The organism is Rugamonas fusca (assembly GCF_014042365.1).
Taxonomy (GTDB): domain Bacteria; phylum Pseudomonadota; class Gammaproteobacteria; order Burkholderiales; family Burkholderiaceae_D; genus Rugamonas; species Rugamonas fusca.
The window spans coordinates 481,441-501,771 of record NZ_JACEZS010000001.1; the positions used below are offsets into that span (position 1 = coordinate 481,441).

19 protein-coding genes are annotated in these 20,331 nt (G+C 65.7%); 12 read left to right on the forward strand and 7 right to left on the reverse strand.

Annotated elements, in window-relative coordinates; genetic code table 11:
• The first annotated feature begins 60 nt into the window (after positions 1-60).
• The 8 genes from H3H36_RS02015 (at position 61) to H3H36_RS02050 (ending at position 7,378) form a co-directional block, all read left to right on the forward strand.
• The gene (locus H3H36_RS02015) at positions 61-1,398 is read left to right on the forward strand and encodes a sensor domain-containing protein (protein WP_182213402.1); all 1,338 of its coding nucleotides are present in this window, start codon (positions 61-63) and stop codon (positions 1,396-1,398) included.
• Between the two features lie 140 nt (positions 1,399-1,538).
• On the forward strand, positions 1,539-2,291 hold the full coding sequence (locus H3H36_RS02020) for a substrate-binding periplasmic protein (RefSeq protein ID WP_182213405.1): 753 nt from the start codon (positions 1,539-1,541) through the stop codon (positions 2,289-2,291).
• A gap of 27 nt (positions 2,292-2,318) precedes the next feature.
• Positions 2,319-2,981, forward strand: a complete 663-nt coding sequence (locus H3H36_RS02025) for a substrate-binding periplasmic protein (RefSeq protein ID WP_182213407.1) — start codon at positions 2,319-2,321, stop codon at positions 2,979-2,981.
• Between the two features lie 179 nt (positions 2,982-3,160).
• The gene (locus H3H36_RS02030; protein WP_182213409.1) at positions 3,161-4,240 is read left to right on the forward strand and encodes an ABC transporter substrate-binding protein; all 1,080 of its coding nucleotides are present in this window, start codon (positions 3,161-3,163) and stop codon (positions 4,238-4,240) included.
• A gap of 92 nt (positions 4,241-4,332) precedes the next feature.
• Positions 4,333-5,133 carry a transporter substrate-binding domain-containing protein gene (locus H3H36_RS02035; RefSeq protein WP_182213411.1) on the forward strand — a complete coding sequence of 267 codons (801 nt, stop codon included), beginning with the start codon at positions 4,333-4,335 and terminating at the stop codon, positions 5,131-5,133.
• 60 nt (positions 5,134-5,193) lie between these two features.
• Positions 5,194-5,595: an Hpt domain-containing protein gene (locus H3H36_RS02040; protein ID WP_182213413.1), complete on the forward strand. Its 402-nt coding sequence runs from the start codon at positions 5,194-5,196 to the stop codon at positions 5,593-5,595.
• Between the two features lie 326 nt (positions 5,596-5,921).
• Positions 5,922-6,344, forward strand: a complete 423-nt coding sequence (locus H3H36_RS02045; RefSeq protein WP_182213415.1) for a hypothetical protein — start codon at positions 5,922-5,924, stop codon at positions 6,342-6,344.
• 116 nt (positions 6,345-6,460) lie between these two features.
• The gene (locus tag H3H36_RS02050; RefSeq protein WP_182213417.1) at positions 6,461-7,378 is read left to right on the forward strand and encodes a LysR family transcriptional regulator; all 918 of its coding nucleotides are present in this window, start codon (positions 6,461-6,463) and stop codon (positions 7,376-7,378) included.
• Positions 7,379-7,424: 46 nt separating this feature from the next.
• On the opposite strand, the gene H3H36_RS02055 is transcribed toward H3H36_RS02050, so the two are convergent.
• Positions 7,425-8,504 carry an SDR family oxidoreductase gene (locus tag H3H36_RS02055; protein WP_182213420.1) on the reverse strand — a complete coding sequence of 360 codons (1,080 nt, stop codon included), beginning with the start codon at positions 8,502-8,504 and terminating at the stop codon, positions 7,425-7,427.
• On the reverse strand, positions 8,492-10,105 hold the full coding sequence (locus H3H36_RS02060; protein WP_182213422.1) for a TIGR03013 family XrtA/PEP-CTERM system glycosyltransferase: 1,614 nt from the start codon (positions 10,103-10,105) through the stop codon (positions 8,492-8,494). Before H3H36_RS02060 ends, H3H36_RS02055 begins: the two co-directional genes overlap by 13 nt.
• 184 nt (positions 10,106-10,289) lie before the next feature.
• Between H3H36_RS02060 and nadB the strand changes: the two genes are divergently transcribed.
• Positions 10,290-11,906: an L-aspartate oxidase gene (gene nadB / locus H3H36_RS02065; protein WP_182213424.1), complete on the forward strand. Its 1,617-nt coding sequence runs from the start codon at positions 10,290-10,292 to the stop codon at positions 11,904-11,906.
• Between the two features lie 16 nt (positions 11,907-11,922).
• Here the strand turns inward: nadB and H3H36_RS02070 are convergent, their stop codons facing one another.
• Both H3H36_RS02070 and H3H36_RS02075 read right to left on the reverse strand, forming a co-directional pair.
• Complete coding sequence (locus tag H3H36_RS02070; RefSeq protein ID WP_182213426.1) at positions 11,923-12,702, reverse strand: substrate-binding periplasmic protein; 780 nt, start codon at positions 12,700-12,702, stop codon at positions 11,923-11,925.
• A gap of 38 nt (positions 12,703-12,740) precedes the next feature.
• The gene (locus tag H3H36_RS02075; protein ID WP_182213429.1) at positions 12,741-13,064 is read right to left on the reverse strand and encodes an antibiotic biosynthesis monooxygenase family protein; all 324 of its coding nucleotides are present in this window, start codon (positions 13,062-13,064) and stop codon (positions 12,741-12,743) included.
• Positions 13,065-13,263: 199 nt separating this feature from the next.
• Here H3H36_RS02075 and H3H36_RS02080 point away from each other — a divergent pair, with 199 nt between their 5' ends.
• From H3H36_RS02080 to H3H36_RS02090, 3 genes are all read left to right on the forward strand, one after another.
• On the forward strand, positions 13,264-13,758 hold the full coding sequence (locus H3H36_RS02080; RefSeq protein WP_229219659.1) for a GNAT family N-acetyltransferase: 495 nt from the start codon (positions 13,264-13,266) through the stop codon (positions 13,756-13,758).
• Positions 13,759-13,838: 80 nt separating this feature from the next.
• Positions 13,839-14,201, forward strand: coding sequence for a hypothetical protein (locus H3H36_RS02085; protein WP_182213434.1), 363 nt, complete (start codon positions 13,839-13,841; stop codon positions 14,199-14,201).
• A 91-nt stretch (positions 14,202-14,292) separates the two neighbouring features.
• A complete protein-coding gene (locus H3H36_RS02090; RefSeq protein ID WP_220459567.1) occupies positions 14,293-16,458 on the forward strand; it encodes a TonB-dependent receptor in 2,166 nt (721 codons plus the stop codon).
• A gap of 84 nt (positions 16,459-16,542) precedes the next feature.
• Here the strand turns inward: H3H36_RS02090 and nadC are convergent, their stop codons facing one another.
• The 3 genes from nadC to H3H36_RS02105 all read right to left on the reverse strand — a co-directional run bounded on the left by nadC (position 16,543) and on the right by H3H36_RS02105 (position 20,237).
• Positions 16,543-17,409 carry a carboxylating nicotinate-nucleotide diphosphorylase gene (nadC, locus tag H3H36_RS02095; RefSeq protein ID WP_182213436.1) on the reverse strand — a complete coding sequence of 289 codons (867 nt, stop codon included), beginning with the start codon at positions 17,407-17,409 and terminating at the stop codon, positions 16,543-16,545.
• Positions 17,406-18,539 carry a quinolinate synthase NadA gene (nadA, locus tag H3H36_RS02100; protein WP_182213438.1) on the reverse strand — a complete coding sequence of 378 codons (1,134 nt, stop codon included), beginning with the start codon at positions 18,537-18,539 and terminating at the stop codon, positions 17,406-17,408. Before nadA ends, nadC begins: the two co-directional genes overlap by 4 nt.
• A gap of 99 nt (positions 18,540-18,638) precedes the next feature.
• Positions 18,639-20,237 carry an ABC-F family ATPase gene (locus H3H36_RS02105; RefSeq protein WP_182213440.1) on the reverse strand — a complete coding sequence of 533 codons (1,599 nt, stop codon included), beginning with the start codon at positions 20,235-20,237 and terminating at the stop codon, positions 18,639-18,641.
• Positions 20,238-20,331: the final 94 nt, after the last annotated feature.

Sequence of the window (20,331 nt, forward strand, 5' to 3'; positions counted from 1 at the left end):
ACGGGCCACTTGGTAGTACAGTAAGTACCATTGCCATGCCGCGCCGACTAAACTTGCTATATGGAAAAATTCTTCCCCGCCCCCGTCGCCAATTTCGCCGATCTGTTGCTGGACGCCGTTTGCATGGTCGATGCAGCCGGGCGGTTCGTGTTCGCCAGCGCCGCCTGCGAACGTATCTTCGGCTACACGCCGGAGGAAATGCAGGGCCGCGTGATGATCGACATGGTGGCGCCGGAGGACCGTGCACGCACGCTGGCGGCCGCGCGCGACATCATGGCCGGCGAGCCCAATCGGCATTTCGAGAACCGCTACCTGCGCAAGGATGGCACGCTGGTGCACATCCTGTGGTCGGCCCGCTGGTCGGAACAGCACCAGTTGCGGGTGGCCGTGGCGCGCGACATCACCGCCGCCAAGCAGGCCGAGGCGACACGGGCCGCCCTGTACGCCATTTCCGAGGCGGCCCACGCGACCGACGACCTGCCCCAGCTGTTCCAGCACATCCACCAGGTGATCGGCGGCCTGCTGCCGGCGGCCTGCCTGGCCGTGGCGCTCGACGATGAGTGCGGCGGCCAGCTACGCTTCGCCTACCATGCCGACCAGCAAGGCCCGCTGCCCCAAAGCCTGCTGGCGCGCCTGATGGGCGAGGAAGTGCGGCGCCAGGCCCGGCCGTTGTTGCTGGCCCCGGCCACGCTGGCCAGCCTGCCGGAACCACTGCGCGCGGCGGCCGGCCTGGCCCCCGTGAGCTGGCTGGGCGTGCCCCTGACCAGCTCGCAGGGGCCGATCGGGGTGCTGATGCTGCAAGGCCCGCGCGAACATGCCTACACGGATGCCGAGCGTGACCTGCTGCTGTTCGTGTCGACCCAGGTGGCCACGGCGATCCAGCGCAAGCGCATGCATGCGCAACTGCGTTTCATGGCCCAGCACGATGAACTGACCCGCCTGCCCAACCGGCGCCTGTTCCATGACCGGCTGGAAACGGCGTTCGCGCGTGCCCAGCGGCAGCAGAACCGGCTGTCGCTGTTGTTCATCGACCTCGACAAATTCAAGCGGGTCAATGACGAATACGGCCACGACAGCGGCGACCTGTTGCTCAAGGAAGTGGCGTGGCGCCTCCAGGCTTGCGTGCGCGAGAGCGACACCGTGGCCCGCATCGGCGGCGACGAATTCGTCGTGATCCTGGAAAACGTGGGCTCGTCCGAGCATGCGCTGGTGGTCCGCGACAAGATCCACCAGGCGCTGGCCGAGCCCGTGCCGCTGGCCGAACGGGGCAGCCTGCGCATCGAGGCCAGCATCGGCGTGGCCCACTACCCGGAACATGGCGCCGATACGCAGCAACTGTTGCGCCACGCCGACAACGCCATGTACGCCAGCAAGACCCCGGCCCCCCTGCCCGCCTGAGCTGTTGCAAAACCATATGGCGCGGGTCACGCCGTCTCCCCGGTGCAGCGCGCCATGCTATATTTTGTGATCTGGGGCAACAATCTGGGCGCCTCCGAAACGCCCAGCTGCCCCATGCCCACCTTACTTGAGGAGACGTCATGCCGAAATCGCCCGCCTTCCTGTTCGCCCTCCTGCTGTCTGGCGCCGCCCTGTCTGCCGAGGAAATGGTCCCTGCCTACAACACCTATCAGGCCGTGCCGTTCGTGGTGGGCGATGGCGGCCTGGCCGCCGACCTGGTCGGCTACCTGAACAACAAGCTGAAAGGGAAATACCAGTTCAAGCTGACCCAGATACCGCGTGAGACGCTCAACAAGACGGTGCTGGGCGACGCCGGCTTCAAGGGCGCCGTGCTGTTCCTGAGCCCGCCATTTGTCGATGACGCGGCCAAGACCCGGTATCTGTGGACGCAACCGATGATGCATGATTCGAACGCCGTCGTCAGCCTGGCCAGCCGCAAGCTGGAATACGCCGGCCCGGACTCGTTGAAAGGCTTGAAGTTCGGCGCTGTGCGCGGCAACCGCTACCTGGGCCTGGAGGATCGCTTTGGCAAGGATATCCAGAAGGAGGAAGTCAATGAGGAACTGTCCAACATCAAGAAGGTCGCGGCGGGCAAGATCGACGTCACCATCATGGCCAACAGCACCTTCCGTTACCTGATGAAGCAAATGGGCAAGCAGAATGCCGAGCACAGCAATCTCTACACCTCCGGCAAGACCCACCTGGAATTTGACCGCCACCTGTTCGTCGCCAAAGACAACGCGGCCCTGGCCAAGCAACTCGATGGCGTCGTCGCCGGCATGAAGGCGGACCCGGCATGGAAAGCCGTGCTGGCCAGGTACGGGCTGGAATGACATGGGCGCGGACTGGCGCGCGCGCTGGTGGACCGGCTCAACGACAAGCTGGCGCCCCGCTACTACCTGTCGTTGCGCCAGATCCCGCGCATACGGCTCGATTTGAGCGAGCTTAGTAAAGGCAGCGCGTTCGCGGGCGCTGTGCTGTTCCTTCATCCCCGCTTTGTCGATGACGCAGCCCGCACCCGCTTCCTGTGGTCCAAGCCCTTGTTCACTGACTGTAACCTCGTCATCTCGAGCAAGGAGGCGCCGCTTGATTACCAAGGCCCGGCCTCGCTGGAAGGCAGGCGCTTTGGCGGGGTGCGTGGCTACCGCTACAGCACCGTGGATGCGCTGGCCAGCGCCGGCAAACTGGTGCGGGAGGATAGCCAGGACGAGCTGAGCGGCTTGCAGAAGGTGGCCCGGGGCCGGCTGGACCTGACCGTGGTGCCCTACACCATCTACAGCTACGCGGTGGCCGAACACGCGCTGGCGCCCATGTTGCACGTGGCGCCACGGCCTTTGCAGTGCTTTACGCGCCACATCCTTGTCGGCCGGGCCCATCCGGCGCTGCTCGGTGCGCTCGACCAGGCCATCGATGCGCTGGCCGGCGACCCGGCTTGGCAGGCCTCCCTGGCCAGCTTTCACCTCGACCTGGACGCCATGGCCCGCTGGTCCAGCTATCCAGGCGAGGCGGGCCACCAGCCCTGAACCAGCCGCGCTGGCCCCGAGAGTGAGCAATTTGGCTCGCCAAGGCTAGCGATTTATTGCCGAAGTTACATGCCCTTCTGGTCTAATTGGCGTCATGCACGACGCGCGCGCCCGCCTGTGAGCGTGGCGCTGCCGTTGGCCGTTCCGACTATCCGACCTTGCCCAGCTAGCCATCGACAATGCAAAAAACCTACGCCGTCCTCGTCTTCGCGCTGAGCCTGCTCAGCCGTTCCGCCCTCGCCTTCGAACCCCTGCCGCTGGAAACCATGGAGGATACCCATACTTTCCGGGTGGAAGTGTTGCAAGTGACGGATATCGAACCGTATCAGGAAGCCTATGCCGGTTTCCTGTCGGCGCTGCAACGTAACGACGTGGTGGTGGGCAAGAACCTCGAAGTGAACCGGGTCAAGATTGATTTCGACATCGAGAACGGCGGCTTCTGGAGCCGCCTCGGCGTGCTGATGCGTATCCGCCAGGAAGCGGCCCGCATCGTCGCGGCCAAGCCGGACCTGGTGCTGACCATCGGCACCCCGGCCACCAAGTTCGCCCGCGGCATGCTGGCCGACGCCCACATCCCGCTGGTATTTACTGCCGTCGCCAATCCGGAGGACGTCGGTTGCCTGTCGCTGGAGGACGCCGGCCCTGGCGCCACCGGTTCCACGCTGTACGCGGACATGGGCCATTCGCTCAAGGTGGTGCATGACATCTTCCCCCACGTGAGCCGGATCGGCATGATCCACACCGACGATGAGAACGGCGTGGCCAACGTGGCCGCCGCCGCCGCCAGCGCCCGCGCCATGCGCATGAGCGTGGCGTCGCGCCTGGTGGCCAAGACGGATAGCATCATTCCTTCGCTGAAGGAACTGTACGACGATGGCAAGGGCGTGCAGATGTACGCCGTGCCGCTGGACACCTACTACGGTTTGCGCCACTACGAGGCGGCCGTCGACTTGGGCAATTTCGGCACCGAGCACAAGATTCCCGTTGTGACGCTGGCCATGGTGCGCGTGCCGGGCGCGGCCCTGTACGTGGGCGCCGATTTCGGCCTGGTGGGCAGCCTGGCCGGCGTACAGGCGGCCAAGATCCTGAAGCGGCGCGTGAAACCGGATGTGTTGCCTATCCTGCGCCAGGAAAATCCGACCGTGCTGATCGATCCGCAGCGGGTGGCCAGCCTGGGTGTGCAATTGCCCCAGGCCATCCTCGACCACAAGACCGATGGCAAGAACGGCTACTGGCAGATCGACCTGGTCAAGCAATAGCCGTGTCGTGTCGAGCGGCTGGCCCGGTTGGCGAATGCCGTGCCGCTTTTACGGTAGAATCGGCTTTGCCCCCGTTCACCGCTTGCCTCCTCATGAAACTCGCCGCCGCCGCGCTCTCGCTCACCGCCCTGCTGGCGCCGGTGACGGGCTGGACACAGGTGCCGCGCCCCATCGTGCTGGCCGGCACGTGGGATCAGCATGGTCCCGGCGCGGGAATGTTGCTGACCATGATCTACACGGAAGCTTTTCGCCAGCTCAACATTCCGCTGCAGATCCGCGTCCTGCCGGCCATGCGCGCCAGCGTCGAGGCACTGGCCGGTAATGTCGATGGCGAATTGGTGCGCGGCTACGACTATGGCCGCATGCAACCGTCGCTGATCCGCGTGGAGGAACCGGTGCTGTACCTGACGGCCGCCGCCTACGCCCACAAGCCCGGCATCAAGGTCCAGGGCTGGGACAGCTTGCGGGGGACCAGTTACCGGGTCGAATACCGTAATGGCTACGTGGTGGTGCGGCAGCGGCTGGAAGCGGTGTTGCCGGGCGATAGCCTGAGCGCGGTGGGCGGGGCCGAACAGGGTTTGCGCAAGCTGCTGCTGGGGCGCACCGACCTGTACGTGGATACGGAGGAAATGCTGCAGCCCATGTTGCAATCGGACGCTTTTCGCGGCAGCGGCATCTATAGCGCGGGTATCCTGGAGCGGGCCCCCACCTACGGCTACCTGACCAAGGGCCATGAAAAACTGGCCTTGCAGTTGGCCGACGTGCTGCGCAAGATGCGCGCCTCGGGCCAGCTTGACCGCTTCCGCGCCATCGCCTACGATCCCGCGCGCTGGCCATGCGCGAGCGCCCCGGCCGGCTGCGACGCCACCGTGCCCCGCTGGCAGACGCACTGACAACGCGCTGTCAGACAGAGTATGATAGGCGCTGCTTAGCCTTTTGCTTCGGAGTATCGTATGTCCGCCCTGGTTCCCCCCGGTTCGACCGACACCGTGTTTTCCGTCGATACCCTGCTCAAATACATGGGCGACGACGACAAGGCGCGTGCCGTGGTCACCAAGATTGTCCGTGACGCCTGCGCGCCGGCGATGACGCCTTTGCTGCAAGCGCACCAAGCCATCGCCGAGGGCCGGCTGGCCGACGCGGGCCGCATCTTCCACGCCCTGCGCGGTTCGGTGGGCAGCCTGGGCGCCAGGCGCCTGGTGACGGCTTCGCTGGCGCTGGAACTGGCGCTGGCGGAACAGCGCATGGCCGACATTCCTGCTCTGTTTGCCGCCGTGGAAGACGCCTACCGGCAGGTGCTGGACCAGGCTGGCGACTGGCTGGCCGCCCACGCCAGTGACCGGGGCCGGCCCTGAGCTGGCCCAGCGCCCTTATTCGCCGCCCTCATGCTGCGTTGCCAAAAAGCCGCAACAATAGTGACGGAAAATAAGGACTTAACACTCGGTTACACTTGTTACAGCGAACTGGCGCTGGCACGCGGATGGCGCTTGCCGTTCATGCTAGTATGCCCAAATTGCACTGGCCAGGCCGGAAGCGGCCTGGCGGGCGCGTCGATTTTGCATAATTGGAACATTGTGCATTAGTCAATTAGTTTCCGGTAGGGTATAATTGTGCACCGCATCGTGTTCAACGTTCAGCGATGGGCCGCACGGCGTTCGCTTCGATCAAAAGGTAGTCATCCATGGATTTATTCAACAAGTCGGGATTGTTGGTGGCATCGGCACTGGTACTGGTAGGGGCGCTGATCGCCCGCCAGGCCAACGAGGACGCCATCCCGTCGCCGACCGTGGTTGAACAGGCCGTGCGGTCCATGGGGCCGGGCGCCGACGGTGCAGCCAGCCGCCGGCTGGAGGAATGGGCTGCGCTGGGTTCCCCGGTGGCGCAGCGTGAACTGGCGCTGCGCTATCTGTCCAATCCGGCCCGGCAGGGCGAAGGCATGCGCTTGCTCAAGCAGGCCGCCCGCGGCGGTGATGTGCAGGCGGCACGGGGCCTGAGCGAGGTGTACGCCGACGGCGAGACGCTGAGCGGCGCCACCCATATCGGCGAGATCGGCAGCTTGCGCCTGCTCAAGGGCGCGGCCAACACCCCCTACGCGCTACACTGACCGCCCTGCCCTGATGCCGCCGGAAGACGGCGCGCTCCCCCTGTCCTCTATACTTCAGCATGGCAAGGCGTCGTCATCGGCGCCATGGTGTGGCATTTGTGAACTGGAGCAGGCGTATGGACCGATTGCGGGCCCTGGAAGTGTTTGTCGAAGTCGTGCGCCGCGAAGGCTTTGCGCGCGCCGCCGAGGCGCTCGATACCTCGCCCGCCAACGTCACGCGCTATATCAGCGACCTGGAAGCGCACCTGTGCACCCGCCTGCTCAACCGCAGTTCACGCAAGATGTCACTCACCGCCAGCGGCGAGGCGCTCTACGAGCGCGCCAGGTCCATCATCGACGACGTGGCCGAGGCGGAAGCGGTCGTCACGGCGGCCACCCTGCGGCCACACGGCCTGTTGCGCATCAACGCGCCGCTCAGTTTTGGCGTGCTGCAACTGGCGCCTTTGTGGCCCCTGTTTCATCAGCAATTTCCGGATGTCGCACTCGAAGTGGCGTTGATAGACCGCGTGGTCGACATCGTTGAGGAAGGCTATGACCTGGCGATCCGCATTTCAGGCGCGGGATCCGGCACGCACGCGGCGCGCAAGCTGGCCACCTCCCACAATCTGCTGTGCGCCTCGCCGGACTACCTGCGGCGCGCCGGCGCGCCGGCCACGCCGGCCGAGCTGCAGCAGCACCAATGCATAGGCTACAGTTACGCGGCCATGGCCGATCAATGGCAATTGCTTGACGCGACGGGCCGGCCGCAAACGGTCAAGGTGCGCTGCGCCATGCACACCAACAATGGTGATACAGCGCGGATCGCCGCGTTGGGCGGCATGGGCATCATCTGCCAGCCCACGTTCCTGGTCGGCGCCGACGTGCGTGCCGGGCGCTTGGTGCGGGTGCTGCCCGAGTATAGCGTCCCCGGAATCGACGTGCTGGCAGTCTATCCGAGCCGGCGGCACCTGAGCGCGAAGGTGCGCGTGATGATTGATTTCCTGGCCCAGCACTTCCAGGGCACGCCGCCATGGGACCGGGCCGGGATCGCGTAGGCGAGTGGCGCGGCAGCACCGGGCCGGCGGGACGGGCGCTCCAGCCTCAGGCCGCCGCCGGCTGCCGGAGCAGGTACCAGCGCAGCGCCTGTCGCAGGCCGCGCCGCAGGTCATGGGTGGGGCGGTAACCGAGCAGGCGCGCCGCCTTGGCGATGTCCGCGTGCGAATGGCGCACGTCGCCGGCGCGAAAGGCCTGATGCCGCGGCGCCGGCACTTGCAGGTCCGGGCACCGCTCGGCGATCAGTTCGACCAGCAAGGCATGCAATTCATTGAGGCTGGTGCGGGCGTTGGCTGCGACGTTGTAGACCTGATTGACCGCCTCGGGCCGTTCCGCCAGTGCGGCCAGCAGGTTGGCCTGCACCACGTTGCCCACGTAGCAGAAATCGCGGCTGGTCTCGCCGTCGCCGTTGATCAAGGCCGGACGGCAAGCCAGCATGGCCGCGATCCACTGTGGAATCACGGCCGCGTAGGCGCCGGCCGGATCCTGGCGCGGCCCGTAGACGTTGAAATAGCGCAGTCCGATGCTTTGCTGGCCATAGCAGCGCGCGCAGACGCCGGCATATAACTCGTCGGCATATTTGCTGACGGCATAAGGCGACAAGGGATTGCCGATCACATGTTCGACCTTGGGCAGGGCCGCGTGGTCGCCATAGGTCGCACTTGAGGCGGCGTAGACCAGGCGCCGCACGCCCGCTTCACGTGCCGCCACCAGCATGTTGAGAAAGCCGCCGACGTTGATCTCGTTGCACAAGCTAGGTTGTTCGATCGAGCGCTGCACCGAGCCCAGCGCCGCCTGGTGCAGCACGAAATCCACTTGCGCGCATGCCTCCTGGCATGCTGGCGCATCGCGGATATCGGCCTGCAGGAAGCGAAAGCGCTGCCATGCCTGCGGGCCCACGCCGTCCCGCACCTGCTCGAGGTTGTGGGCGTGGCCGGTCAGGAAGTTGTCCATGCCCGTCACCTGCTGGCCCAGTTCCAGCAACGCTTCCAGCAGGTGTGAACCGATGAAGCCGGCCACGCCCGTGATAAGCCAATGGTAGCGGTGCAACTCCAGTCGTTCGCGGGCGCGCTGGTAAGCTGATTCCGGCAGGCCGTCCGCGCCGGCGTCGTTGCTTACAGTCTCCATACGTTCAGGCCGCTGTCACGCAGGCCGCGCTGGTCGAAGTGGGCTTTGATATCGATGAAGCAGCCGGCCTCGATCACTTTTTCCTGGTAATGCGCCAGCGGACGGGCCAGCAGTTCGCGGTGGGCCACGGCGCTGATCAGGGCGTCGGCGCGCGGCAACTGGTCCCAGCTTTCCAGCCGCAAGCCATATTCGTGCAAGGCTTCCTCCGGGTCCGCCACGGGATCGTGCACATGGACGTGCAAGCCGTAGGATTGGAGCTCGCGGATCATGTCCACCACCTTGGAATTGCGCAGGTCGGGGCAATTTTCCTTGAACGTCAGGCCCAGCACATTTCGCACGGCGTCGTCAACCGAAGCGCCGTAGCGGTAACGCACCTGGGCCAGGCCCGTGATGCCGGGTTTGATGCTGTGGCGCACGTTGTAGTACGCCACCTGGCCGCACAACTGGTCAACGAAATAGCCGCGCTCGGGGCGTGGCCCGACGAAACTCATCTCGCCCTTGAACACATTGAGCATTTGCGGCAGTTCGTCGATACGCAGCTTGCGCATCCAGTGGCCCACGCGCGTCACGCGCGGGTCGTCGGCGCTGGCCCAGCGCGGCTGGCCATCGCGTTCGGCGTCCATGCGCATGCTGCGGAACTTGAGCACATTGAAGTTGCGGCCATCCTTGCCTACCCGCTGCTGCTGGTAAAACACGGGGCCGCCGTCCTCGGCCACGATCAGCGCCGCCGCCAGCACCATCAGGGGCATGGTGACCAGGCAGATGGCGCCGCTGGCCAGCAGGTCGAAGCCGCGCTTGACGGCCGCCCGCAGGAAGCTCTGGTCAAAGCCGCCGCCAAAGATCAGGAAGCTCGGCTGCAGCGAATCGATGCGGATCTGGCAGGCTTCGCGCTCGAAGAACGTGGCCGCGTCCGTGATGCGCAAGCCGCCCAGCGCGCATTCCAGCAACTGGCGCACGGGAAAGGCGCCATTGCGCCGGTCGCCGACCGTGACGACAATTTCCGCGACCCCATGGCGCCGTGCCAGGGCCAGCAGCGGCTGATCGGCCGGCAGCAGGGACTGGGGTGCTACCCGCGACGCCTCGCCCGCCACCGGCACGCAGCCCACCACTTCGAAGCGGTGCAAGCCGGCCCGGCCGGTGGCCAGCGCCAGGCACTCGCTGGCGGTGGCGCCGTCGCCGATCAGGATCACTTTCTCCACCAACATCCCGGACTGGGACGAGGCCAGCACCGCCAGCCGGGTCACCAGCACGCCTAGCGCGCCGAGCAGAAAAACAACGATGGCCGATGGCCCGTAGGCGATGGTTGGCGCCACGCCGATGGGCATGCTCAGCAAGCCGAAGCCCAGCGCAAACGACGGCAAGATGCGTAACAGCGTATGCTTGATGTCTTCCCGGGACGTGTTCTGGTACATGCCCAACGTGCTCATGCTAAACACCAGCACCAGAGCAAAGGCCAGCGCGGACAGATACGGGGAATCGTGGTGGCGCCCGCCCAGCCAGGCAGCCGATGGGGCCGCAGCCACCGCCAGCAGGATCAGCAGCTCCATCAGCAACAGCATGAAGCCCAGCTTCGACACATAATGGTGGAATATCCTGATCACGACGACCTCCTGCCCACCCGGCCCGCGGGGGAGCTTTCATCATGGCGCACTGCCCGGCATGCGTGTTGAGGCGCCACAAGGCCGGGTTAGCCCGGCACGAAAATCCCGCTTCCGCCTCCGCCTGGCTGACGTCCTGCTGCCAAATGGTCTATAGTAGAGGTCTTCACCGGAAACAGACTTCACCATGAAATTTGATGTTGCTATTGTCGGCAGCGGCTTGGCCGGCTTGTCGGTCGCCCTGCACCTGGCCGAAACGCGCACGGTCGCGATCATTTCCAAACGCGCGCTGCAGGACGGCGCCAGTAACTGGGCCCAGGGCGGCATCGCCGCCGTGCTCGATTCAGGCGACAGCCACGCGGAACATATCAACGATACCCTGGTCGCCGGCGGCGGCCTGTGCGACGAAGGCGCCACCCGCTTCATCGTCGAGCACGGCCGGGAAGCGATCGAATGGCTGATAGAGCAAGGCGTGCCCTTCACGCGCGATGAATCGGCCGAGCTGGGCTTCCACCTGACCCGCGAAGGCGGCCATAGCCAGCGCCGCATCATCCACGCGGCCGACGCCACCGGCCATGCGGTGCAGGTCACGCTGGAGGAAAAAGTACGTGCCCATCCGAACATCACGCTGTTCGAGCACCACTGCGCGATCGACCTGATCACCTCCGACAAATTGCACCCGGCCAAGAAAGGCCATGCCCAGCCCAAGTGCCACGGCCTGTACGTGCAAGATGAGCAGAGCGGCCAGGTGCATACCTTCGCGGCCGAGCACACGGTGCTGGCCACGGGCGGCGCCGGCAAGGTCTACCTGTACACCACCAATCCGGACACGGCCAGCGGCGACGGCATCGCCATGGCGTGGCGGGCCGGCTGCCGTGTGTCGAACATGGAATTCATCCAGTTCCACCCCACCTGCCTGTACCACCCCTACGCCAAGTCCTTCCTGATCACGGAAGCGATCCGCGGCGAAGGCGGCCTGCTGAAACTGCCGCCCGAAGCCGGCGCGGCGGCCGGCAGCCGCTTCATGCTGGCCCACGATGAGCGGGCCGAGCTGGCCCCGCGCGACGTGGTGGCGCGCGCCATCGACTTTGAAATCAAGAAACGCGGCCTCGACTACGTGCACCTGGACATCAGCCACAAGCCGGCCGCATTCCTGATCGAGCACTTCCCTACCATCTACGCGCGCTGCCTGGAGCTGGGCATCGACATCACCAAGCAACCGATCCCCATCGTGCCGGCCGCCCACTACACCTGCGGCGGCGTGGTGACCGACCTGTCCGGCCGCACCGACCTGCCCGGCCTGTACGCAGTCGGCGAGACGGCCTGCACCGGCCTGCACGGCGCCAACCGCCTGGCCAGCAACTCGCTGCTCGAATGCCTGGTGATCGGCCGCGCCTGCGCGACCGATATCGCGGCCAAGGAAAAGGACGAGATTCCCTACCTGCCGGACTGGGACGAAAGCCGGGTCACGGACGCGGACGAGGAAGTGGTCATCGCCCACAACTGGGACGAGCTGCGCCGCTTCATGTGGAATTACGTGGGCATCGTGCGCACCACCAAGCGCCTGGAACGGGCCCAGCACCGCATCGCCTTGCTGAAGGAAGAAATCGACGAGTATTACCGCAACTTCCGCATCACGCACGACTTGCTGGAGCTGCGCAACCTGGTCGACGTGGCGTCGCTGATCGTCAACAGCGCGCTGCAACGGCACGAAAGCCGCGGCCTGCACTTCAGCCGCGACTATCCCGAAACGCTGCCGAAGGCGCTGCCCAGCGTGCTGACGCCGTCGCGCCGCAGCGTCTGACCGGCAACCGGATGGACTAAGGTACTTCCACCCCGTAGCGCTGGCCGAGCCGCTTCAGTTCTCCGCGCTCGACCAGCGTCCTGAAGGCCGCGTCGAAACGGGCGCGCAATTCGTCGTGCTCCGCATCGTGCGGAAAACCGAAATAGCCGTCCTGCTGGTCGAACGCCTGCGGCAAGGCCACCACCGCGCCCCCCAGATGCAGCCGCGCCAGCACCGGCTCGGTGTTGCGCACATTGGTCGCGAACAGGTCCACGTGTTGATGGACGACCATCAGCAAGCCGCTTTCCACCGTGTTGGCCACGCTCGTATGCAACCCTGCGCTGGCCTGGGCGAACGCCGCCCCATACACCCAGCCATTGAGGATCACGATGCGGCGCTCGGCCAGCTTGCCATAATCGCCGGTCCATGCAATATGCGCGCCTGGGCGCGCATAGAACACCATCTGGTCGCGATAGAACGGCAATTGGGAAAAGGCCATCTGCCCCAGCCGGGCGGGCGATTTGTAGGGACCGACCAGCAGGTCGGCCTTGCCCTGGGCAACCAACGCCTGCGCCCGCGGCCACGGATAGAGCTCGAAGCGCACGGTATCGTTCATCTGCTGGGCCACGCGCCGCACGATGGCCGGCCCGAGGCCGGTGAACTCGCCCTCGGCCGTGCGTTCGTACACGCGCTCGAAGTGGGCGCCGGCCACCAGCCATTCACGCGCCGGCGCCGGCCCGGGCGCGAGCAGCGCCAATGGCGCCAGCACCAGCAAGGTCAAGCGGCGCAAATCCCGGTTCGACCATCCAATCCGCATAAGCTACCCCGTGCCAGGCAAACGTCTCGATGCGCCGGTCATAGCCGCGAAAAATCGTAATCGCGCTCCACTTTGCAGATACGGGTCTTGTAGCTGTCATACCACCGCTCCCTGCCCAGCTCTTGCGCCACCCGGTGCGCCGCATCGCGTTTCCAGGCCGCGATCGATTCCAGGCTGTCCCAGTAGGATACGGTAATGCCCACCGTTTCACGCGCCGATTCCACACCGAGGAAACCGGGCTGCTTCGCGGCCGCCTTCAACATGGCATCGGCCATGTCGCCGTACCCGGCATCGCCGCTGGTCCGGATGGAGGTAAAGATCACCGCGTAATACGGCGTCGCGCCGGTCCGTGCAATGGACATCGTGTTTCTCCCGTTTAATGATAGCAGGGCGACCGATACGGCCGCAGGCGCCAAAACGGTACAATATATAACATTTCCGGCAACGCGTTCCCACCGTCATCCCCAGTCCACTCTTTTTCACCGCTACCGAATGCATCCCGCCCGCGATTCCGCCAACCGGCTCCACCTCCGCATCGCACAAGCTTGCGACATTCCGGCCATGGAAGCGTTGATCGCCCGTTCCGGGATCGAACTGAGCGCCGGATTCTACACGCCGGCCCAGGCGCAGGCCGTCACGCGCCACGTGTTCGGCGTCGATACGCAACTGGTGGCGGACCAGACTTATTTCCTGATCGAGCGCGATGGCGAGGCGCTGGCCTGCGGCGGCTGGAGCAAGCGCAGCACCCTGTTCGGCGCCGACCGCGCCAAGACCGGGCCCGACCCGCTGCTCGATCCGGCCTGCGAACCGGCCCGCATCCGCGCCTTTTTCGTCTCGCCGGACGCGGCCCGCCAGGGCCTGGGCCGCAGGTTGCTGCGCCACTGCACGGAACAGGCGGCGGCAGGAGGCTTCCGCGCGCTGGAACTGGCGGCCACCATGCCGGGCGTGCCGCTGTATGAGGCCGAGGGTTTCGCGGTTGTGGAGCGCATTGAACTGGCGCTGCCGGGCGGCGTGCACGTGCCGCTGGCGCGCATGCGCAAGGAAATTGCCGCCTGACATTGGGGAAAATTGCCGAACATCAAGTTTGGCAAGATTGCTGATTTGTCAGCGCATCATGCGATGCTAGAATGCTCGCCATGTTCATGATTCACCCCAGTCGTCCACGCATCCTGCTCGTGCTGCTGCTCTACCTTGCAGCGCTGGGCGTGGCGATCAGCGCGCCCATCGTGCATCCCAAGGTCATGGACCTGGTCTGCAGCAGCACCAGCATCAAGCTGGTGAAACTCGGCGCTGACACCAACGACGGCGACCGCGGCACATCCCATACGCTCGATTGCGCGCTGTGCATGCCAGGCGGCATCGTAACAGCCTTCCCCTCCTTCGCTTCGGCGCCGGCGCCAGCCGTGCTGGCGTACGTGCTGCGCGCGATACCGACCGCCCGCCTGGCCGGTATCGTCGCCGCGCCCCTGCCGGCGCGCGGTCCACCCCACTTCGGCTGATTCCCTTTCCTGATAACGCACATCCCGGCTCCCGCAAGGGCCGGGTGCGCGCACGCGCGCGCGCGTCCCGCACCTATTCAAAGGAACAAAGATGAAACCGAAGTTTAACCACCCATGGTGGATGATGTCGCTCGCAGCAACCGTACCCCTGCATGGCCATGCGGCGGAACTGGACACCCCGGCCGTGCCGGAAGTGGTGATCAGCGCACCGCGCGCCAGCACGGCGACGACCGGCGACAACCAGCACCACCACCTCGCCGATACGGCTGCCCTGCTGCGCGGCGTGGCCGGCGTCGGCCTGGCCGGCGCCGGCGGCGTCTCCAGCCTGCCTATCCTCCACGGGCTCGGCGATGATCGCCTGCGCATCCAGGTGGACGGCATGGACCTGATATCGGCCTGTGCCAACCATATGAATCCGCCCCTGTCCTACCTGGCGCCGGCCCAGGTCGACACACTGGAAGTGCTGAACGGCGTGGTCCCGGTCAGCGCCGGCGGCGACAGCATCGGCGGCGCCATCCGCGTGCGCTCAGCCGAGCCGCGCTTTGCCGCCAGCGGCCAGGGCACGCTGGTCGAAGGCCAGGTCAGCGCCTACCTGCGCAGCAACGGCAATGTGCGCGGCGGCGACGTGGCCGCCAGCTACGCCAACGACACGCTGAGCCTGCGCTACAGCGGCGCCACGGCCCAAGCGGACAACTACGTGGCGGGCGGCGATTTCAAGCCAGCCACACTGCCAACAGGGCGCCCGCACCAGCTGGCTGCCGACGAGGTGGGGTCGAGCGGCTTCCGCTCGCACAACCAGTCACTGGCCATGGCCATGCGCGCCGGCCAGCAACTGCTGGAACTGCGCCTCGGCATGCAGCGCATGCCCTACCAGGGCTTCCCCAATCAGCGCATGGACATGACGGGCAACGACAGCGAGCAGGTCAACCTGCGCCACCTGGCCGAGACCAGCTGGGGCAGCGTTGAAAGCCGGCTGTACCACGAGCACACGCGCCATGCCATGCAGTTCGGCCAAGACAAGCAATACTGGTACGGCCCGCGCCGGGACATTCCCGGTATGCCGATGGATACGGCTGGCCACAACAGCGGCGCCAGCGTGCGCGCGGAAGTGCGCGCCTCCGCGCGCGACACCGTGCGCCTGGGCGCCGAATGGCAGCGCTACCGGCTGGACGACTGGTGGTCGCCGTCCGGCGGTGGCATGGCGCCCGACACGTTCTGGAATATCCGCGACGGCAAGCGTGACCGCGCCGGCTTGTATGCCGAGTGGGACGCGCACTGGAACGCACAATGGTTCACCCAGCTGGGCGTACGGGGCGAGCGCGTGAGCAGCGACGCCGGCCCCGTGCAGGGCTATAACGCGATGAGCGCGGCCGACATGGCCGCCTTCAACGGCCGCGCGCACGGCCGGCGTGACCACAACCTGGACTTTACCGCGCAGGCGCGCTATACGCCCGATGCCATCTCGGCCTACGCGCTCGGCCTGGCGCGCAAGAGCCGCAGCCCCAACCTGTATGAACGCTACAGCTGGGCCACCGATGGCATGTCGATGAACATGGTGAACCTGTCCGGCGACGGCAACGGCTACGTCGGCGACATTGGCCTGCGCCCGGAAGTGGCGCATACGCTGAGCGCCAGCGCGGAGTTCCACGACGCGGCGCAGCAATCGTGGAGCCTGACGCTGGCGCCGCACTACAGCTATGTCCACGATTACATCGACGCGCGCTGTCTGAAGGCCTGCCGCGCCAACAGCTTCGTTTTCCTGCGCTGGGCCAACCAGGATGCGTGCCTGTATGGCGCCGACCTGTCGGGCCACCTGCTGCTGGCGCGCGACGGCGCGTTCGGCCGCCTGAATGCGACTGGTGTGCTGAGCTACCTGCGCGGCAAGAACACCACCGCCGGCGATAATCTGTACAACATCATGCCGCTGAACGCGCGGCTGTCGCTGGCGCAGTCGCTGGGGCGTTGGATCAACACGGCGGAGCTGGAGGCGGTCGCCGCCAAGGACCGCGTATCGGCCGTGCGCAACGAGCTGAAGACGGCCGGATATGGCCTGCTGCACCTGCGCACACGTTACGCGTGGAAGGCGGCGCAGCTTGAAGTGGGGGTGGAAAATGCGCTGGACCGCGCCTACGCCCTGCCGCTCGGTGGTGCCTACGTCGGTCAGGGCAAAACCATGTCGCAGATGGGCACACCTTACGGTATCGCCGTGCCCGGCAAGGGCCGCAGCTTCTACGTCGCCGTGAGCGCGACCTACTGAGCCCCATGCCATCCGCGCCACGCGCCATCGCAACAGGATGGCGCGTGGCCGGCGCCGCCTGGCGCGGCGGCGAGAGGCTCTGGCTTAGCCGACGATGCGCATCGAATAATCGGTGGCGCGCACGTCCTTGGTCAGGCTGCCGATGGAGATGCGGTCCACGCCCGTTTCGGCGATGGCGCGCACGGTGTCGAAGTTGATGCCGCCGGACGCTTCCAGCAGCGCGCGGCCCGCGTTGCGGCCCACGGCTTCGCGCATCATGTCCAGGCTGAAGTTATCGAGCAGGATGGAGGTGGCGCCGGCCGTCAGCGCTTCTTCCAGTTCGTCCAGGCTTTCCACTTCCACCTGGATGGTCACGCCCTTCTCCAGCCGCATGGCTGCCGCAATGGCGGCCGTGATGCCGCCCGCCGCCGCGATGTGGTTTTCCTTGATCAGGATGCCGTCATACAGCGCCAGGCGCTGGTTCTGGCCACCGCCCACGCGCACGGCGTACTTCTGCGCCAGGCGGAGGCCGGGCGAGGTCTTGCGGGTGTCAAGGATGGCGGCCGGGGTGCCTGCCACCACATCCACGTAGCGGCGCGTGACCGTGGCCACGCCCGACAGCAGTTGCAGGAAGTTGAGTGCACTGCGTTCGGCCGTCAGCAAGGCGCGGGCCGGGCCCTGGATGGTGCACACCAGGCTGTCGGCCGTCATCAGGTCGCCCTCGGCGTATTGCCAGTCGATCTCGATGCCCGAGTCGAGGCAATTCATGATGCCTTCGAACCAGGGCGCGCCGCACAGCACGGCGTTCTCGCGCACGATCACGCGCGCGGTGGCGCGCCCGCCGGCGGGCACCAGCTCACCGGTCAGGTCGCCGGTGCCGACGTCTTCCAGCAGCGCGGCCAGCAGGTTCGCTTCAAACGCCGCCTTGAGCGGCGCGTCGAACGGGGCAAAACGATTGACCAGGGTACTCATGCGGGACCGACTCCGGAAAACAGTGCAGCTTCCTTGGCCAGGTCCGCGCTGGGCTGGACCTTGGCCTTTTTCGCCGCGGCGAAATCGAGCATGCGGTTGATCGACTTGACGGCGGCCTGGCCCACGGCCGGGTCGACGTGGATTTCATTGCCCATGTTTTCCAGCACATCGGCCAGGTTCTGCAGGCCGTTCATGGCCATCCATGGGCAGTGGGCGCAGCTCTTGCAGGTGGCGCTGTTGCCGGCGGTGGGCGCCTCGATGAAGGTCTTGCCCGGCGCGGCGGCGCGCATCTTGTGCAGGATGCCGTTGTCGGTCGCGACGATGAACGTATCGCAATCCGATTCCACGGCGGCCTGGATCATCTGGGAGGTCGAGCCCACCACGTCGGCCAGCGCCACCACGTTGGCGGGCGACTCCGGGTGCACCAGCACTTTGGCGTTCGGGTGTTCGGCCTTGAGCAGGTCCAGTTCAATGCCCTTGAATTCGTCGTGCACCAGGCAGGAACCCTGCCACAGCAGCATGTCGGCGCCGGTCTGCTTCTGGATGTAGGAACCCAGGTGCTTGTCCGGCGCCCACAGGATCTTCTTGCCCTGCGCGTGCAGGTGGGCCACGATGTCCAGGCCGATCGAGGAGGTCACCATCCAGTCCGCCCGCGCCTTCACGGCCGCGCTGGTGTTGGCGTACACCACGACCGTGCGGTCGGGATGGGCGTCGCAGAAGGCCGTGAATTCGTCGGCCGGGCAGCCCAGGTCCAGCGAGCAGGTGGCGTCCAGGTCCGGCATCAGGATGCGTTTTTCCGGGCTCAGGATCTTGGCCGTCTCGCCCATGAAGCGCACGCCGGCCACCACCAGCGTCTTGGCCGGATGGTCGCGCCCGAAGCGGGCCATTTCCAGCGAATCGGAGACGCAGCCGCCCGTTTCCTCGGCCAGGTCCTGCAGGTCGGCGTCCACGTAGTAGTGGGCCACCAGCACGGCTTCGCGCTCTTTCAGCAGGCGCTTGATGCGCTCGCGCAGTGCGGTGCGCTCGGCCGGGGTGGGCGTGGCCGGGGTGCGGGCCCAGGCGCGCGCCGTGCAGCTGGCGCCATCCTGGGGATGTTCATACTCGACTGACTTGATCGGTAAAGTTTGCATGGTGTTCGGTGACGTAAAGCGTGAAACGACACTATCGCATATCGCGGCGCGTCGTGCAGGGCGCCCACCCGCCGAAGGGCGGAACGGGCGCCCGGTGAATCAGGCGATGCCCTGGCTGGTGAGGTAATCCTCGTAGTTGCCGTGGAAGTCGACCACTTCGTTTTCCTTGATCTCGATGACGCGGTTGGCCAGCGACGACACGAATTCGCGGTCGTGCGACACGAAGATCAGGGTGCCGGCGTACTTATCAAGTGCCACGTTGAGCGATTCGATCGATTCCATGTCCATGTGGTTGGTCGGTTCGTCCAGCAGCAGCACGTTGTGGCGGCCCAGCATCAGCTTGCCGTACATCATGCGGCCCTTTTCGCCACCCGACAGCACGCGCACGGACTTTTTCACTTCGTCGCCGCCGAACAGCAGGCGGCCCAGGATGGAACGCACGGCCTGGTCGTCGTCGCCTTCCTTGGTCCACTGGCCCATCCAGTCGGTCAGCGTCATGTCGGTGGCGAAGTCCTCGGTCGGATCCTGCGGCATATAGCCCACGTTGGCGTTTTCGGCCCACTTGACGCGGCCCGTGTCGGGCTGCAGGTGGGCGATCTCGCCGGCGATGCAGCGCAGCATGGTGGTCTTACCGGCGCCGTTGGCGCCGATGATGGCGATGCGTTCACCCGCTTCGACCATGATGCTGAAGTCCTTGAACAGCTGGCGGTCGTACTTTTTCGAGATGCCTTCCACTTCCACGGCCAGGCGGTGCAGCTTCTTCTCGCCTTCGAAACGCACGAACGGATAGGCGCGCGACGATGGTTTGATATCGTCGACCTTGATCTTCTCGATCTGCTTGGCGCGCGACGTGGCCTGGCGGGCCTTGGACTTGTTGGCGGCGAAGCGGCGCACGAAGTCCTGCAGCTCGGCGACCTTCTCTTTCGCCTTGGCGTTGTTGGCCAGTTGCTGGTTGCGGGCCTGGGTGGAAGCCAGCATGTAGTCATCGTAGTTGCCGGGATAGATCTTCAGCGTGCCGTAATCCATGTCAGCCACGTGGGTGCAGACCTGGTTCAGGAAGTGGCGATCGTGGGAAATGATGATCATGGTGGAGTTGCGCTCGTTGAGCACATCTTCCAGCCAGCGGATGGTGTTGATGTCCAGGTTGTTGGTCGGTTCGTCCAGCAGCAGGATGTCCGGGTTCGAGAACAGGGCCTGGGCCAGCAGCACGCGCAGCTTCCAGCCGGGCGACACGTTGCTCATCGGCCCCTGGTGCAGGTCGATGGACACGCCAGCCCCCAGCAGCAGTTCGCCGGCGCGCGCTTCGGCCGTATAGCCGTCGTACTCGGCCACTTTGCCTTCCAGTTCGGCCGCGTGCATGTAGTCGTCGTCGGTCGCTTCGGGATTGGCGTAGATGGCGTCGCGCTGCTGCATGGCGGCCCACATTTCCGTGTGGCCCATCATGACCACGTCCAGCACGCGCATTTCCTCGTACGCGAACTGGTCCTGGCGCAGCTTGCCGAGGCGCTCGTTCACGTCCAGCATCACCGTGCCGGCCGACGGCTCCAGGTCGCCGCCCAGGATCTTCATGAAGGTGGACTTGCCGCAGCCGTTGGCGCCGATCAGGCCGTAGCGGTTGCCATCGCCGAACTTGACGGAGATATTTTCGAACAACGGCTTGGCGCCGAACTGCATGGTGATGTTTGCTGTAGATAGCACGAGTAAAGCCCTTAAAGCAGTGAATTTGGATAACCGGGCATTTTACCATTACTCGCCCCGCGCCGGGCAGCAACGTGGGAAGCCGCGGCATTGG

What these genes read in the sequence shown, in the direction of transcription:
- H3H36_RS02015 (WP_182213402.1), top strand. Translation starts at nt 61, where the DNA reads ATGGAAAAATTCTTCCCCGCCCCCGTCGCCAATTTCGCCGATCTGTTG.
- H3H36_RS02090 (WP_220459567.1), top strand. Translation starts at nt 14,293, where the DNA reads ATGAAACCGAAGTTTAACCACCCATGGTGGATGATGTCGCTCGCAGCA.
- H3H36_RS02050 (WP_182213417.1), top strand. Translation starts at nt 6,461, where the DNA reads ATGGACCGATTGCGGGCCCTGGAAGTGTTTGTCGAAGTCGTGCGCCGC.
- nadC (WP_182213436.1), bottom strand. Translation starts at nt 17,409, where the DNA reads ATGAGTACCCTGGTCAATCGTTTTGCCCCGTTCGACGCGCCGCTCAAG.
- nadB (WP_182213424.1), top strand. Translation starts at nt 10,290, where the DNA reads ATGAAATTTGATGTTGCTATTGTCGGCAGCGGCTTGGCCGGCTTGTCG.
- H3H36_RS02035 (WP_182213411.1), top strand. Translation starts at nt 4,333, where the DNA reads ATGAAACTCGCCGCCGCCGCGCTCTCGCTCACCGCCCTGCTGGCGCCG.
- H3H36_RS02045 (WP_182213415.1), top strand. Translation starts at nt 5,922, where the DNA reads ATGGATTTATTCAACAAGTCGGGATTGTTGGTGGCATCGGCACTGGTA.
- H3H36_RS02030 (WP_182213409.1), top strand. Translation starts at nt 3,161, where the DNA reads ATGCAAAAAACCTACGCCGTCCTCGTCTTCGCGCTGAGCCTGCTCAGC.
- H3H36_RS02020 (WP_182213405.1), top strand. Translation starts at nt 1,539, where the DNA reads ATGCCGAAATCGCCCGCCTTCCTGTTCGCCCTCCTGCTGTCTGGCGCC.
- H3H36_RS02085 (WP_182213434.1), top strand. Translation starts at nt 13,839, where the DNA reads ATGTTCATGATTCACCCCAGTCGTCCACGCATCCTGCTCGTGCTGCTG.
- H3H36_RS02075 (WP_182213429.1), bottom strand. Translation starts at nt 13,064, where the DNA reads ATGTCCATTGCACGGACCGGCGCGACGCCGTATTACGCGGTGATCTTT.
- H3H36_RS02070 (WP_182213426.1), bottom strand. Translation starts at nt 12,702, where the DNA reads ATGCGGATTGGATGGTCGAACCGGGATTTGCGCCGCTTGACCTTGCTG.
- H3H36_RS02040 (WP_182213413.1), top strand. Translation starts at nt 5,194, where the DNA reads ATGTCCGCCCTGGTTCCCCCCGGTTCGACCGACACCGTGTTTTCCGTC.
- nadA (WP_182213438.1), bottom strand. Translation starts at nt 18,539, where the DNA reads ATGCAAACTTTACCGATCAAGTCAGTCGAGTATGAACATCCCCAGGAT.
- H3H36_RS02055 (WP_182213420.1), bottom strand. Translation starts at nt 8,504, where the DNA reads ATGGAGACTGTAAGCAACGACGCCGGCGCGGACGGCCTGCCGGAATCA.
- H3H36_RS02080 (WP_229219659.1), top strand. Translation starts at nt 13,264, where the DNA reads ATGGAAGCGTTGATCGCCCGTTCCGGGATCGAACTGAGCGCCGGATTC.